The organism is Tabrizicola soli (assembly GCF_015999335.1).
Classification (GTDB): Bacteria; Pseudomonadota; Alphaproteobacteria; order Rhodobacterales; family Rhodobacteraceae; genus Tabrizicola; species Tabrizicola soli.
Genome location: NZ_JAEACP010000003.1, coordinates 129,223 through 144,777, shown reverse-complemented (window position 1 = coordinate 144,777; position 15,555 = coordinate 129,223). Strand labels below are relative to the sequence as shown.

Below are 15,555 nucleotides of genomic sequence, written 5' to 3'. Positions count from 1 at the left end.
GTTTTCTCAATTGATCGGCCATTGGGCGCGGAGGCCCGTTTCATAGCCCTTGCGGGCCTCGTTCACTTCTGTCCGGTCAGAGACTTCGGGGACCGCCACGTCCCACCAGTGCCCGCCCGCGCCGGTGCCGGGCATCGGGTCGGTGTCGATGACGATCACCGTGGGGATGGTGGCCGATTTCGCCTTCTGCATCTCGGCTTCCAGTTCGGCGATGCTGGCCACCCTGACCGCGTTCGCGCCCATGCTGCGGGCATGGGCGGCAAAGTCGATGTTGGCCGCGTTCACGTGGTAGCTGTCGTCCAGCATGTTGTTGAACGGCGCGCCGCCGGTCGCCTTTTGCAGCCGGTTGATGCAGCCGTAGCCCCGGTTGTCGGTCAGGACGACGGTGAAGGGAATCGCCATCATCACCGCCGTCGCAAGCTCGGAGTTGGCCATCATGTAGCTGCCGTCGCCGACCATGCAGATCACGTCGCGGTCGGGTTGGGCCATCTTGATGCCCATGGCCCCGGCGATCTCGTAGCCCATGCAGGAATAGCCGTATTCCATGTGATAGCCGCCTTGCGCCGCGCGCCAGAGGACATGCAGCGCGCCGGGCATGGTGCCGGCGGCGCACATGATGAGACTCTGCTTGCCGGCGTTGCGGTCCACGGCGCCGATGACCTGGGCGTCGGTGGGAAGCTCGTTGCCCTTCGGGGCGGCGAAGAGGGCGTCGGTGGTCTGGAACCACTTGTCTCGCGCCGCGAAGTCGGGGTCGGGGAAGCGGTGTTTCCCAAGCGCCGCGCTGATCTTTTCCAGCGCGACCTTGGCATCGGCCACCAGCGGCTGGGCGGCGCGTTTGTGGGCGTCGTAGCCGTGGATGTTGATCGAGAGGAGCTTGCGGCCGGGGTGGGAAAAGACGGTCCAGCTTCCGGTGGTGAAATCCTGGAAGCGGGTGCCGACGCCGATCACCAGATCGGCCTTCGCCGCCAGCGCGTTGCCGCAGCCGGTGCCGGTGACGCCGGGGGAGCCGAAGTGGAGGGGTTCCTCCCAATCGACCGCGCCTTTCCCGGCCTGGGTCTCGACGAGGGGGATATTGTGGGTCTTGGCGAAGGTCAGGAGCGTCTGCTCGGCGCCGGAGTAGAGGGTGCCGCCGCCTGCGACGATCAGCGGGGTCTTGGCGGCCTTGATCGCGGCGACGGCGGCTTCTAGTTCGCGCTGGTCGGGTTCGGGGCGGCGGATGTGCCAGACGCGGGGTTCGAAGAAGTTGGCGGGATAGTCGTAGGCTTCCGCCTGGGTGTCCTGGCAGAAGGCGAGGCAGACCGGGCCGCAGTTCGCCGGGTCGGTCATGACGCGAAGGGCACGGGGCAGGGCGGTCAGGATATGCTCCGGGCGGGAGATGCGGTCGAAATAGCGGACGACGGGGCGGAAGCAGTCGTTGGCGCTGACGGTGGCGTCGTCGAAATCCTCGATCTGTTGCAGCACCGGGTCGGGCGCGCGGTTGGCGAAGACATCGCCGGGGATGAAGAGGACCGGCAGGCGGTTGACATGGGCCAGCGCGGCGGCGGTGACCATGTTGGTCGCGCCGGGGCCGATGGAGGAGGTCACGGCCATCGCCTTGCGGCGGTGGTTGGCCTTGGCATAGGCGATGGCGGCATGGGCCATGGTCTGTTCGTTCTGGCCGCGCCAGGTGGGGATCGCGTCGCGGTGGGCGTGCAAGGCCTCGCCGATACCCGCCACGTTGCCATGGCCGAAGATCGCCCAGACGCCCTCGATGAAGCGGGAGCCGTCCTCGGCCTGCTGCACGGAGAGCCAGCGAACAAGGGCCTGGGCGGCGGTGAGGCGGATGGTGGTCATTGGCTTGCTCCCTCGCGGGCCCACTCTGCGCATTTGCTGTCCCAGAGGGCGGCAAGGCGGGCGTAACGGTCGGACATCAGGGTGACGGCCTCGGCGTCGGTCATCTGGCCCTTCAGCCAGGCGCGGGCGGCGTCGGCGAAGATGGTGCGGCCGATGGCGAAGCCTTTCACCAGCGGGTGCTTTGCCGCAAGGGCCAGCGAGGCCGAGAGGTCCTTTTCGCTGGCGTCGAGGCCGAGGACGACCACGCCGCGCACATGCGGGTCGTTGGCGGTGATGGCGGCGCAGGCGTTTTCCCAGGCGGCGTCGGTGGCGAAGGGTTCCAGCTTCCACCAGTCGGGATAGATGCCGAGGTCGTAGAGGCGCTGGATCACTTCGGCGCTGGTGGTATCGGTGACGGGGGCGACCTTGGAGGGGATGATCTCCAAGAGCATCTCCAGCCGGTTGCGGCGGCAGGCGTGGAAGAGGCGGAGGACGGTATCCTCCTGCTGCGCCTTCGTGGCCGCGTCGTCGTCGGGGTGATAGAAGCAGAGGACCTTGACCACCTGTTCCAAGGGCCATTCGGAAAGGCCGCCGAAGTCGGGGCCGATCTCGGGCTCCAGCGTCAGGGGGCGGGAGCCGGGCCATTCGACTGGCCGCCCGATCCAGAGGCCGGTGCCTGCTGCCTGGAAGAGGGCGTCGCGGCCGAGGCGGCTGTCGCAGAGAATGCCGTAGCCGGGCTTGCCACCCGCCACTTGCAGGGCGGCCTGCAGGCACAGTTGCTTGAACGCGCCGATCCTGGATGGGGTGGCGCCCTCCATCTGTTCCAGTTGCATCCGGTGGTCGAAGGCGAAGACGCGCATGGTGGAGTGGTCACCGTGGCGGTTGGTCGCCCAGTGGACCTGTTCGAGGGCGGCGTCCTTGCGGAGCGCCTTTTCGACCACGCCGCGCTGAAGGAAGAATTGCAACTCTTCCCAACTGGGATAGGCCGGGGTGCAGCCGTGGCGGCTGACGGCGAAGGCGCCGCAGGCGTTGGCGTATTTGAGGGCTGTGGGCCAGGGCTCGCCGTCGAGCCAGCCCTTGATCAGGCCGGACATGAAGCCGTCGCCCGCGCCGAGGACGTTGAAGACCTCGATCGGGAAGCCGGGGCCGGTCTCGCCGTGGTCGAGGCTGTCGGGGATCGCGCCGGTGAAGGCGACGGCGCCCATCGGGCCGCGCTTGCAGACGAGGGTGGCCCCGGACACGGCCCGCACGGCGCGCAGCGCGGCGATGGTGTCGGTCGAGCCGCCGGCGATGTGGAATTCCTCCTCGGTGCCGACGATCAGGTCGAAAAGGTGCAGGGTGGATTGCAGCTTGGCGGTGACGCCGGCGGATTCGATGAAGCGGTTCTCGCCGTCGCCATGGCCCGAAAGGCCCCAGAGGTTCGGGCGGTAGTCGATGTCCAGCGCGGTTTGCAGCCCGTGCTTCCGGGCGAGGGTGAGGGCCTTGAGGACGGCGGCTTCGGTCTTCGTGTTGGAGAGATGCGTGCCGGTGGCGACGACCGACCGGGCTTCGGCGATGAAGCTTTCGTCGATGTCGTCCTCGCAGAGCGCCATGTCGGCGCAGTTCTCGCGGTAGAAGATCAGCGGGAACTGCTTGTCGTCGCGGATGCCGAGGAGGACGAGGGCGGTCAGCCGCTCGGGGTCGGTCCGGACGCCGCGCACGTCGACGCCTTCGCGCGCCAGTTCCTCGCGGATGAAGCGGCCCATGTGTTCGTCGCCGACGCGGGTGATCAGGGCGGACTTCAGCCCCAGCCGGGCGGTGCCGGCGGCCATGTTGGTGGGGCTGCCGCCGATGTATTTCTGGAACGAGCCCATATCCTCCAGCCGTCCGCCGATCTGCGCGCCGTAAAGGTCGACCGAGGCGCGGCCGATGGTGATGACGTCGAGCGGGCGGGTCTGGGACATGGAGGCTCCGTGGAACCGGGGCGAGTCGTCTGCCGGGGTATGGAATGTTTATTCCAAATCCTGCAATCAGGGAAGCGTCAAGTTTCGCGTCGGGCCGCCACCGCCACCGCCAGCGAGAGTGCCAGCGCGATCACGGCGGAGAGCGAGCGGAAGGCGCCGAAGTCGATTTCGGTCACGGTGAGGATGGTGTCGCCCAGACCCGCCAGACGCGTGGCCGGGGGATCGGTCAGAAGGACGACCGGCAGGCCCCGGGCGCGGGCCTCGCGGGCAAGGGCGAGGGTTTCGTCGGAATATGGTGCGAAGGTGATGGCCAGAAGCGCATCGCCGGGCTGCAGGATGGTGCGCTGGCCAAGCCCGGCCACCCCGTCATGCAGGATCGCCGGAAGGCCCAGCTTGTCCAGCACATAGGCCAGGTATGAGGCCACGGGGAACGAACGGCGGAAGCCCGCAAGATGGATGGCGCGGGCGCGGGACAAGGTCTCAACCGCTTGATTCAGCGCGGTTTCATCCAGATCGCGCGCCAGGGCTTCCATCGACTGACGCCCGGCTTCGACGAATTCGGCGACAAGGGTGGCCGGATGCCCGGCCCCCTTGAGGTTCGCCAGCCGCGTCGCATAATCGGGCGGCGCGGTGGAGAGCGCCTCGCGGAACAGGCGCTGCATCTCGGCATAACCGGAAAAGCCCATGATCTGACAAAAGCGCATCATGGCCGAGGGCGGAACGCCAGCGCCCCGTGCGATCTGCGCCACGGTCGAAAGCGCGATCTGGTCGAGATGGCCCGCAAGATGGTCGGCGCATTGCTGCAACCGGCGCGGCAGGGTGCCGGACAGCGCCATCAGACGCTCGCGGAAGGCCTCGACCGTGGCGGGGGGATCGGAGGGGGTTTCCCGGGGCATCAGGCCTTATAGCATATGGAACAGATGTTCCAATATGGAATCGAAAAGCCCCGCACCTTGCGGCACGGGGCTTTCAGGATCGACGGCCCGGACCTACTGGCTGAGCTTGTTGTATTCGTCCAGGCCGGTGGCGACGATGTCATACCATTCGCCGGATTCCCGCATCTCGGTGATGCCGCGGTTCAGCATGGCGATGTAGACGCGGCCGCGCGGATTGCTCTTCGAGGTCAGGAAATGATAGGTGATGAAGGTCGCCAGCGCCGGGTTCGGGGCCACGCGGTCCGAGGCCCCCAGTTCCTCGAAGTTGGCCGTCACCGTCTCGGCCTCGATCGAATAGAGGTCGACCTGGCCATCCAGCAGCATCTGGGCGCAGTCCAGCGGGTTCTTCGGATGGGCGTAGGTCACCATCGGTTCGACCAGGCCCTGCACCTCGAGGTCGCTGGTCGGCCAGGCCTCGGGCCGGCAGATCCGCGCGCCGGCATAGTCGGCGAAGGTCCGGGCCTCGGCATATTTGCTGTCGACCAGGGTGTTGAAGGTATAGGCGGTCTCGTAGATCGGCAGCGAGAAGTCGAATTCGGTGCACATGCGGATGGCGAACTCGCCCAGGAGGTCGAGCTTGGTGCAGTCCGGCGCCTCCCAGGCGACCGACACGTCGAAGGCTCCGGTCGGCAAGAGCACGTCGATGTGCGACATCCAGTCGTCGACATAGGAGATCTCGTAGCCCCGGTCGTTGCCGCCGCGTTGCATCGCGGTGGCGGCCATGCGCACGAAGATCCCGCCGCCGGTGAGGCTTTCGTCCGCGAAGGGCATCCAGTTGTTCGAGGAGACGAATTTCAGCGGCGGCTCGTAGGTCTTGTTGCGCTTGGGCGCGGCGGCCTGACGCTCGGTCTCGGCCTGGATCACGGCGTTGAGTTCGGAATCGGCGGTGAGGCGACCGTCCTCGCAGGGCAGGATCAGCTGGAGGCCGGCGGGCAGGCTGTTGGGGTTCGCGGCCAGCGCGTCGCGGTTGGCGTTGAAGATCATCTGGTAGTCGTAGGAGCCATAGGCCGCCTGCGCGATCGACCCCAGCGTGTCCCCGTCCTTCACCGTATAGGTCGTGCAGGCCTCTTGTGCCGCAGCGACAGCCGGCAGGGCAAGCAGCAATGCCGCAAGGGCGACGGAGCGGGACTTTCCGGAAGCAAGGTTCATTTCAACGGTCCTCTATCGTCTTTTGCGGAAGGAGCGGGTGGACACGAAACTGAAACAATACTGGTTACAGAACCCAGCAAGAACCGCCGACATGGCACGATTATGGCAAATCGGTGGATTCACTGGAGAAATGCGTCAGGCAATCCAGGGATTTCATGCCGCGGCACCGGGGCTGTTTCATGTCGCACCTGTCATTGCGGGTTCAGCGCGGACGAGACGATCTCGTACCATTCGCCAGAGTCGTACATCTCGATGATGCCGGCATCGAGGCTGGCCAGCATGTCCACGGCGCGCTGGTTCGACTTGTGGGCGATGATGTGCAGGCTGGTGATCTCGGCCAGATGCGGGTTCTGTTCCACTTCCTTCACGAGTCCCAGCCGGGCGACCACGGAATCGCCCACTTCGGCGTCGATCGAGACCAGGTCCACCTCGCCCCTGGCCAAGGCCTCGAAACAGTCGGAGGCGCGCTCGGGGCGCGAGAGTTCCACCTGGCCCGCGCCCAGTCCGTTCGCCTCCAGCACGCCGGTGGTATAGCCCTCGGGGCGGCAGATCCGCTTGCCTGCAAGGTCGCCGTAGCGGGTGGCGGCGAAGAGGTCGCTGTCGCGGCGGGTGAAGAAGCCGTCGACGATCTCGAGGAAGGGGGCCGAGAAGGCGAAATCCTCGCAGCGCGAGAGGTCGCCGGCGTTCAGCGTATCGGGATTTTCGCAATCGGGGCGGATCCAGGGATAGCTCAGGTCATAGGCCAGCGAGGGCAGGAGCGCGTCGATATGCGCCTGCGGGTCGTTGATGAAGGTCAGGGAATAGGGGATCGACGGGTCGGCGCGGAAGACCGCCATCTCGACCAGCTGGGTGAACATGCCGCCGCCGGGCAGGTTTTCGTCCACATAGGGGGCGAAGTGGTTCACGGTGACGATCCGCAGCGGCATTTGCGGCGCTTCGGGAGCGGAATCGGCGGCGGGAAGCGCGGCATCGGCCGCTGCGGGCTGGACGGTCGCTTCGGCGGCCGGCTGGGCGGCTGCGGTCTGGTCCCCCCCGGTCTGGTCCCCCCCGGTCTGGCCTCCGGCGCAGGGCAGGCGCAGGCTCATGCCGATCTCGATATGGTCGGCCTTGGCGCCGATCAGGTCGACATTCGCCTCGTAGATCATCCGGTAGAGATCGGCGTCGCCATAGACGTCCCGGGCGATATAGCGCAGGTTGTCGCCCGCCTTGACCACATGGCTGCCGCAGGTCTCCTGCGCTGCGGCCAATCCGCCGGTCAGGGTCAGCGCGGTGCAGCCCAGGGCCAGCATCTTCATGGTGTTCATGGCAGGCTTTTCTCCTGTGGGCGGAAGGGGTCGCAGGGCGCGGCGGCGATCGGGCCGAAGCGGGCGCCGGGATCTGGCGGTCAGTGCTCCTGCGGATTGCGGGCGGTCTGGCGCAGGATCGCGCGGTCCAGCGCCGCGATCACATTGTCCAGCATGTGCACGGCCGCAGAGGGGGCGCCGGGAGGCTCGATGGTGATCTCCTCGGGGTCGAGAACGGCCCGGCGCGGCTTTTGCGACATGGATCCCTCACTCGGCCAAGGCGAGGCGCATCGCGCCGCTGACGACCTGGTTCTGGCGCACCACCGACAGATGGGCCAGGGTTTCGCCCTTCCCGACAAGGGTCTTCAGCACCGCGTCCACCGCATCGGGCTGGTCGAAAAGCGCCTGGGTCTGCTTTTCGCGGAACAGGACGTCGCCGGGCATCAGGTCGGTGGCGGCAGGGTCGGCGACGCCGGTGACGACGGTTTTCCAGCCCTCCTCCTGATGGCTGATTGCCAGGCCGACCCCGTTTGCCAGCGTGACGAGGCGCACGGTCGGAACGGTGAGGAGGCCGGTCCGGGAAGCCGCGCCGGGAGCGGCATAGTCCACCACCACCCGGGCGCGGCCGTCGGGATCGACATGCAGCGCATCCAGCACGGCGGCGGTGAAATCCTTGCCCTCGGCAACCGGAACGCCGTTGACGGCGTAAAGCCGCAGGCCGGGGGCAAGCCAGTCGCCCGCGACCTGGAGATCGCTGCGGCTGTCGAGCCGCGAGATGACGGTCACCTTTTCGTCCCCGACGATGCGGCTGGTGCTGTCGAAGGGCATCTGCACATCCCAGACCGAGAAGGCGATCTGAGCCTCGGCCGGGGTGCCCAGGGGCGCGGCGAGGGTGGCCTCGGCCTCGATGATGGTGGCTTCGTCGGCGGAACGGTTGGCATCGGCCGGAAGCTTTGCCTCGGCCGGGGTGGGGGCTGCGGGCTCGCTTGCCGCGACGGTCTCGGCGACAGCGGGCGGGGCGGGTTCGGCCGGGACCGGAGCCTCGGCCGTTTCGGCGGCCGCCGGCATGGGGGCTGCCGCCGCCGGGACGGGCGCCGCGCTGGCGGTGGCGGCCGTGGCGACCACCGCCGGGGCCGGCGCATCGCCCCGGCCGAGCATGACATAGGCCCCGAGGATCACCGCCAGCGCCACCGAAACCCCGGCGACGACCTGGGCCGGGTTGCGGCCGGACCTGGCCTGCGGGGGAGGCGACACGGGCGCGGGGGTCGAGACGGGGCGCGCCGGCGGAGGGGGGGCGACAGCGTCTGCGGCCACGGCAGTTGCCGGAGCGGCGGGCTCGGCCTGTTCCTGGGCGAAGCCGACGACGGTCTGGCGCACGGCTTCGGCCGTTGCATCGCGCTGCGGCGGGGGGGCGGCGCGGCGGAACATCACCAGCCATTCCTTCGCCGACTGCACCCGCTGCTTGGGCAGGGTGTTCAGCGCGCGGTCGATCGCCTCGAGAAAACCCGGCGGATAGCCTGCGAAGCGCCCGGCGAGGGGGAGATAGGGATCCGGCCGGTCATCCGCGAGCGCGGCAAGCCGGGCCTGGCCGTTCATCGGCGCCTCACCCGAGATCAGGTGGTAAAGCGTGGCCCCCAGGGCATAAAGGTCGCTCCACGGGCCCTGTTCCGAGCCGGCGATGTAGAATTCCTGCGGCGAATAGCCGTCCTTCACCACCCGCAGCGCCGACATGGCGCGGCTTTTCTGGCTGGCCTGTTCCCGCGCGGCGCCGAAGTCGATCAGGATCGGCTCGCCCTTCTTGTCGATCAGCACGTTGTCGGGCGAGATGTCGCGGTGCAGCATGTCGTGGTCGTGGATGAAGCCGACGGCCGCAAGAAGCTTTTCGGTGATCGTCACGATCTGCGCCGGCGTGGGTGTCGTGCCCAGGCCGTCGATGATCTGCTGCACATCGAAGCCGTCGATGAAGTCGATCGCCATGTAGGCGGTGCCGTTGTCCTCGAACACCTGGTGGACGGCGACGATGTTCGGATGCACGATCTTGGCGAGATTCCGCGCCTCTTTCACGAAAAGCTGCACGACCGAGCGCAGTTCGGCCGTATGCGCGCGCGAGCGGGCGGCGACGAGGCTCTGGCTGCGGCGGCAGAAGGCGGCGGGGAAACATTCCTTGATCACCACGTCCCGGTCCAGGCTGTCGCGGGCGAGATAGGTGATCCCGAAGCCGCCGCTGTTCAGGTAGCGGGTGATCGTATACTGCCCCTTGAGCAGCCTGGTTCCGGGTTCCAGCTCGTCGACGAGGTCCTCAAGCTCCGGCTCGGGAGCCTCGACAGCCTTCTGCTGCGCCATGTTGTTCCCCTTTCAGCACGACGGTCACACTGGAACGGCCCGGTGGGAGGTCTGGGGGTCCGGCGGACCACCGACAGGCTGGCAGCAATCGTCCACACAGGTGCACCAATACAGAACTTTATCGTAGGTTGTGGATGACGGCAAAAATGCGGCAGCGCGGTGAAAACTTGAAGGTTGGTGGATCAAAGACGTGATTATCCCCCCGGTTGAGCGGAATTTCAGCCGCACCGGGAACCGCCTTCTACCCGTCGCAGCGGGTCTTTCCTGGAAAAGCCACTGCCGGCATTTCCAACCGGGGGACAATGCCGTCAGAGGCGGCGGCGGACCGAGGCCGGACGGCCCTGCAGCGCCAGCCGGGCGTCGTTGCGCTGCCGTTCGGCCACCACCCGGCCTTTCGAGACCACCGCCAGCCGATCCGGCCGCAGGCGCAGCGCCTCGACCGGGTTGACGGCGTCCAGCACCACGAGGCTGGCCAGGCGGCCCGGTTGCAGTCCGTGGTCCAGCCCCATGATCCGGGCGTTGGTCTCGGTCACCATGGTGAAACAGCGCGCCATTTCGGCCGGATGGGTCATCTGCGCGACATGCAGGCCCATGAAGGCCACGTCCAGCATGTCGGCGGTGCCCAGCGAATACCAGGGATCCAGCACGCAGTCCTGGCCCCAGCCGACCGGGATGCCCATCGCCTGCATCTCCTTCACCCGGGTCAGGCCGCGGCGCTTGGGATAGCTGTCGTGGCGGCCCTGCAGGGTGATGTTGATCAGCGGGTTCGGGATCGCGGCCATGCCGCTTTCGGCGATCAGCGGCAGGAGTTTCGAGACATAGTAATTGTCCATCGAATGCATCGAGGTCAGGTGGCTGCCCGCCGCCCGGCCGCCCAGCCCGTGCCGCGTCACCTCGCGCGCCATGGTCTCGACATGGCGGGACATCGGGTCGTCGGTCTCGTCGCAATGGACGTCCCACATCAGGCCGCGTTCGGCGGCGATCCGGGCGAGGTCGCGCAGGCTTTCTGCCCCTTCCTCCATCGTGCGCTCGAAATGCGGGATGCCGCCGACGACGTCCACGCCCATGTCCAGCGCGCGGACCACGTTCTCGCGGCCGGTTTTCGTGCGGTAAAGCCCGTCCTGCGGGAAGGCGACCAGCTGCAGGTCGAGGTAGGGCGCGACAAGGGCCTTGACCTCCAGCATCGCCTCGACGCCCCGCAGGTGGTCGGGCGTGGTATCGACATGGCTGCGGATCGCCAAGAGCCCCATGCTGACCGCCCAGTCGCAATAGCGGAGCGCGCGGTCCACCATCTCCTCGACCGTCGCGATCTCGCGCAACTCGCCCCAGAGCGCGATGCCTTCCAGCAGCGTGCCCGAGGCGTTCACGCGGGGCAGGCCATAGGAGAGGGTCGCGTCCATGTGGAAATGCGGGTCGACGAAGGGCGGGGACACCAGGTCGCCGGTGGCGTCGATCACGCGTCCGGCCTCGGCTTCCAGCTTGCCCACTGCGGCGATGCGGTCGCCCTTGATGCCGATGTCGGCCTGGGTGCCGTCGGGCAGGGTGCCGCCCTTGACCAGAAGATCGAACATTCAGCGTTCCCCCTTGTTGTAGGGCACCATCAGCGCCGCCGGCACTTCGGCGCGGCGGGACATCAGGATCAGGGCCAGGATGGAGAGGATGAAGGGCAGGGCGAGGAACAGCTGGTAGGGCAGGGCCGCGCCGAGCGGGGTCTGTTGCAGGCGGATCTGCAAGGCGTCGAAGGCGGCGAAGAGGATCGCGCCCAGGACGGCCTTGCCGGGCCTCCAGGCCCCGAACACCACCAGCGCGATGCAGATCCAGCCGCGGCCGTTGACCATCTCGAAGAAGAAGGAGGAGAAGGCGGAGAGCGTCAGGAACGCCCCGCCCACCGCCATCAGGCCGGAGCCGACGATCACCGCCCCCATGCGCAGGCCGGTGACCGACAGGCCCTGTGCTTCCACCGCCGCCGGGTTCTCGCCCACGGCGCGGACGGCGAGGCCGAGGGGCGTGCGGTAGAGGGTGAAGGCGACGCCGCCGGCCATGGCGAAGGCGGCCCAGGTCAGCGCGGTCTGCGAGAGGGCCGCGCCCAGCCAGGGCAGGTCGGAAAGACCCGGAATGTGCAGCGGCTGGAAGGGGGCGATCTTCGGCGGGCTGGTGACCTCGGGCAGCATCAGACGGTAGGCGAAGGAGGCCGATGAGGTGGCGAGCAGCGTCACGCCGAGGCCGACGACGTGCTGCGACAGGCCGAAGGGCACCGTCAGGGTGGAATGCAGGAGGCCGAACAGCATCCCCGCGCCCATCGCCACCGCGACACCGCCCCAGAGCGGCATCCCCTGGTAGACCGCCATCCAGCCCGCGAAGGCGCCGATGACCATGATCCCCTCGATGCCGAGGTTCAGCACCCCGGCGCGTTCGCAGATCAGCTCGCCCATCGTCGCCAGGATCAGGGGCGAGGCGATGCGGATCACGGCGGCCCAGAAGCTGGCCGAGATCAGGATGTCGATGATCTCGCTCATCCGCGCACCACCCTTACCCTGGTCAGAAGGATGGCCAGCACCATGCACAGAAGCGCGGTCGCCATCAGCATGTCGGCGATATAGGTCGGCACGCCCGCCGCCCGGCTCATCGCGTCCGAGCCGACGAAGATCCCGGCGACGAAGATCGCCGTCACGACGACGCCGAGCGGGTGCAGGAGTGCCAGCATGGCGACGATGATCCCGGTATAGCCGAAGCCCGGCGAGAGGTCGGAGGAGAGATGCCCCTTCAGCCCGGCGACCTCGGACCAGCCGGCCAGCGCGGCAAGGCCGCCGGAGAGGAGGGCGGTTTTCACCAGCACCGCGTTGACCGGCATCCCGGCGAAACGGGCGGCCTCGGGGTTCTGGCCGACGGCGCGGATCTCGAAGCCGAGCGTGGTGCGGGTCTGGATCACCCAAACGGCGACGGCGGCGATGATCGCCAGCGCGAAACCCCAGTGCAGGCGCAAGCCGTCGACGATCCGGGGCAGGCGGGCCTCGGGGATCAGCGGGGTGGATTTCGGCCAGCCCATGCCCATCGGGTCCTTCATCGGGCCCTCCAGAAGATAGCCGACGAGGAGGAGCATGATGAAGTTGAGAAGGAGGGTGGTCACGACCTCGTCGACGCCAAGCCGGGTCTTGAGGAGCACGGGACCAAGGAGCAGCGCCGCCCCGGCCAGCATCGCCGCAAGGGCGGAGAGAGGCAGGACCAGCGGACCGCCGAGGGCGCCGGTGCCAAGGACGACGGCGATGATCGCGCCGGCGTAAAGCTGCGCCTCGGCGCCGATGTTCCAGAGCCTGGCGCGGAAGGCGACGGCCACGGCGAGGCCGGTGAAGATCAGCGGCGTCGCGCGGTTCAGCGTCTCCAGGATCGCCAGCTTCGACCCCAGCGCGCCCTTGGCGATCTGGCCGAGGACGGCGAGCGGGTTGGCCCCGGCAATGAGCGCAAGCAGCATGGCGACCAGCATGGTTGCCGCGATCGCCAGCGCGGGCAGGCCCAGCCGGCGCGCGGCCGAGGGGTTGGCGATGGCTTCAAGCCGCATCCGCGCCCTCGAACTTCTGGCCGGCCATCCAGAGGCCGAGATCGGCCGCCGACATGCTGCCCCGGGCGAAACCGGGCGAGAGGCGGCCCTGAGAGATTACATGAATGACGTCAGACAAGCCCATGATTTCGTCCAGATCCTCGGAAATCAGCAGCACCGCCGCACCCCGGTCGCGGGCGGCGATCAGCTGGGATTGGACATAGGCGATCGCGCCCACGTCCAGACCCCGCACCGGCTGGTTCGCCAGGATGATGTCCGGCCCCGAGGCCATGGCGCGGCCCAGGATCAGCTTCTGCATGTTGCCGCCGGAGAGGAGCCGGATGCGGGTTTCAGGACCGGGACAGCGCACGTCGTAGCTCGCGATGATCTCTTGCGCGAAGGCACGGGCGGCGCGCCAGTTCATCCAGCCCCGGCGCGAGAAGCGGGAGCGGTAGGCCTCCAGCACCGCGTTCTCGGTCAGGTCGAAGTCGCCGATGGAGCCCTGGTGGTGCCGGTCCTCGGGGATGCGGCCGACGCCTTTCGCCAGCGCGGCGCGGGGCGACCAGTCGGTCACCGGGGCACCGTGCACCGTCAGCGTCCCGGCAGAGGGCAGCGCAAGACCCGCGATGACTTCGGCCAGCGCGGCCTGGCCGTTGCCCGAGACGCCGGCAAGCCCGGTGATCTGGCCCGCGCGCAGCGCCAGCGTCAGCCGTTTCAGCCCCGGCACCGCGCCGCGGTCGGGGGTGGTCACGCCGTCCAGCTGCATCAGCACCGGGCCCGGCGCGCGGGCCTCGGCGCGGGGCAGGGAAAGCTCGCCCCCCACCATCAGCGCGGCGAGGCGGCCCTTGTCGGTGGCGTGGGTATCGACCTCGCCGACCACGCGGCCGTGGCGCAGGACGATGCAGCGGTCGGCGATGGCCATGACCTCGTGCAGCTTGTGGCTGATGAAGATCACCGAGAGACCGAGGGCGGTCGCCTTGCGCAGGGTGGCGAACAGGGCGTCGGATTCCTGCGGGGTCAGGACGGCGGTCGGCTCGTCCAGGATCAGGATCCGGGCGTCGCGGTAAAGCGCCTTCAGGATCTCGACCCGCTGGCGCTCGCCGACCGAGAGACGGCCGACCTTGGCGTCGGGATGCACGGCCAGGCCGAAGTCGCGCGACAGGCGCTCCACCTTCCCGCGCGAATCCGGATGGCGGCGCGCCCAGAGACGTTCGGTCCCGAGCCGGATGTTCTCCAATACCGTCAGGTTGCCCGCCAGCGTGAAATGCTGGTGCACCATGCCGACCCCGGCCGCCAGCGCGGCGCGGGGGTTGCCGGGGGGGAGAGGCTGGCCGAAGACCTCCACGCCCCCCTCGTCGGCCATGTAGTGACCGAAAAGGATGTTCATCAGCGTGGTCTTGCCGGCGCCGTTCTCGCCCAGCAGCGCCACGACCTCGCCGCGCCGCAGGGCCAGCGACACGGCGTCGTTGGCCTTCAGCGCGCCGAAGCTCTTGGAAATGCGGTCGAGGCGGAGGACGACCTCCGCCCCTTCATCCTTGCTCACGACGATTTCGGCTCGCTGTCGTCGATGGCGACGGTGAAGCTGCCGTCCTTGATCGCCGCTTCCTTCTCGGCGACCTTGGCCATGACCTCGGCCGGAACCTTGCCCTCGAAGGTGCCGAGTGGCGCCAGCGAGCAGCCGCCCGCGTTCATGTAGGAATAGACGCCGTAGTTGTCGGCCTTGAACGCCCCGCCCTGGATCGCAGCGACGGCGGCGTTCAGGGTGGGTTCGAAATGCCAGAGCGCGGAGGTCAGCACCGTCTCGGGGTAGTCGGCTTGCGTGTCGATCACGTTGCCGATCGCCAGCACGCCGCGTTCCTTGGCGGCATCCGAGACGCCGAAGCGTTCGGCATACATCAGGTCCGCGCCGCCGTCGATCATCGCGAAGGCGGTCTCCTTGGCCTTCGGCGGGTCGAACCACGAGCCGATGAAACTGACCTGGAATTTCGTATCCGGCTTCACCTCGCGCACGCCGGCCATGAAGGCGTTCATCAGGCGGTTCACCTCGGGGATCGGGAAGCCGCCGACCATGCCGATATTGCCCTTGGTCATGCCGCCCGCGACGATGCCGGACAGGTAGGCCGCGTCCTGGATGTAGTTGTCGAAGACACCGAGGTTCGGATTCGCGGCTTCGTCCGGCGGGAAGCTCGACCCCAGAAGGAAGGCCACGTCGGGATATTCCGCGCAGACCTCGCGCGCTTCGGCCTCGGCCCCGAAGATCTCGCCGACGATGAGCTTGACCCCCGCCTCGCAATATTCGCGCATCACGCGGGGATAGTCGGTGTTCGCCACATTCTCGGTATAGGTATAGTCCACCGTCCCCGCCACCTTCAGCGCCTCGGCGGCGATGTGGATGCGGCTGACCCATTGCTGTTCGACCGGCACCGTGTAGATGCCCGCCATCTTCAGCGGTTCCTGCGCGAAGGCGCCGCGCGGCAGGTTTGTCGCGATCAAGGCGGCCGCGCCGCCCAGAAGCAGACCGCGCCGAGAGACCAGGAAGTTTCCGTTCGTCATGC

Annotated in this window: 12 protein-coding genes; all 12 read right to left on the bottom strand. The window is 68.0% G+C overall.

Annotated features, from left to right (window positions below):
• Positions 1-6 precede the first annotated feature (6 nt).
• Positions 7-1,833 carry a 3D-(3,5/4)-trihydroxycyclohexane-1,2-dione acylhydrolase (decyclizing) gene (gene iolD / locus I7S92_RS03875; protein ID WP_197642161.1) on the bottom strand — a complete coding sequence of 609 codons (1,827 nt, stop codon included), beginning with the start codon at positions 1,831-1,833 and terminating at the stop codon, positions 7-9.
• Complete coding sequence (locus I7S92_RS03870; protein ID WP_197642160.1) at positions 1,830-3,755, bottom strand: bifunctional 5-dehydro-2-deoxygluconokinase/5-dehydro-2-deoxyphosphogluconate aldolase; 1,926 nt, start codon at positions 3,753-3,755, stop codon at positions 1,830-1,832. The genes iolD and I7S92_RS03870 overlap by 4 nt, the downstream gene beginning before the upstream one ends.
• Before the next feature lie 77 nt (positions 3,756-3,832).
• Entirely contained in the window at positions 3,833-4,651 is an 819-nt protein-coding gene (locus I7S92_RS03865; RefSeq protein ID WP_197642159.1) for a MurR/RpiR family transcriptional regulator, read from the bottom strand.
• A gap of 93 nt (positions 4,652-4,744) precedes the next feature.
• Positions 4,745-5,839: a LysM peptidoglycan-binding domain-containing protein gene (locus I7S92_RS03860; protein WP_197642158.1), complete on the bottom strand. Its 1,095-nt coding sequence runs from the start codon at positions 5,837-5,839 to the stop codon at positions 4,745-4,747.
• 191 nt (positions 5,840-6,030) lie between these two features.
• A complete protein-coding gene (locus I7S92_RS03855; protein WP_197642157.1) occupies positions 6,031-7,143 on the bottom strand; it encodes a transporter substrate-binding domain-containing protein in 1,113 nt (370 codons plus the stop codon).
• A gap of 80 nt (positions 7,144-7,223) precedes the next feature.
• A complete protein-coding gene (locus I7S92_RS03850; protein ID WP_197642156.1) occupies positions 7,224-7,382 on the bottom strand; it encodes a hypothetical protein in 159 nt (52 codons plus the stop codon).
• 7 nt (positions 7,383-7,389) lie between these two features.
• Positions 7,390-9,465, bottom strand: a complete 2,076-nt coding sequence (locus I7S92_RS23310) for a serine/threonine-protein kinase (RefSeq protein ID WP_197642155.1) — start codon at positions 9,463-9,465, stop codon at positions 7,390-7,392.
• A 308-nt stretch (positions 9,466-9,773) separates the two neighbouring features.
• Positions 9,774-11,036: an amidohydrolase family protein gene (locus tag I7S92_RS03840; RefSeq protein WP_197642154.1), complete on the bottom strand. Its 1,263-nt coding sequence runs from the start codon at positions 11,034-11,036 to the stop codon at positions 9,774-9,776.
• Positions 11,037-11,981 carry an ABC transporter permease gene (locus I7S92_RS03835; protein ID WP_197642153.1) on the bottom strand — a complete coding sequence of 315 codons (945 nt, stop codon included), beginning with the start codon at positions 11,979-11,981 and terminating at the stop codon, positions 11,037-11,039. It abuts the gene before it with no gap.
• A complete protein-coding gene (locus tag I7S92_RS03830; protein WP_197642152.1) occupies positions 11,978-13,021 on the bottom strand; it encodes an ABC transporter permease in 1,044 nt (347 codons plus the stop codon). Before I7S92_RS03830 ends, I7S92_RS03835 begins: the two co-directional genes overlap by 4 nt.
• Positions 13,011-14,543: an ABC transporter ATP-binding protein gene (locus I7S92_RS03825; protein ID WP_197642151.1), complete on the bottom strand. Its 1,533-nt coding sequence runs from the start codon at positions 14,541-14,543 to the stop codon at positions 13,011-13,013. Before I7S92_RS03825 ends, I7S92_RS03830 begins: the two co-directional genes overlap by 11 nt.
• The gene (locus I7S92_RS03820) at positions 14,540-15,553 is read right to left on the bottom strand and encodes a BMP family protein (protein ID WP_197642150.1); all 1,014 of its coding nucleotides are present in this window, start codon (positions 15,551-15,553) and stop codon (positions 14,540-14,542) included. The genes I7S92_RS03825 and I7S92_RS03820 overlap by 4 nt, the downstream gene beginning before the upstream one ends.
• Between the last annotated feature and the right edge of the window lie 2 nt (positions 15,554-15,555).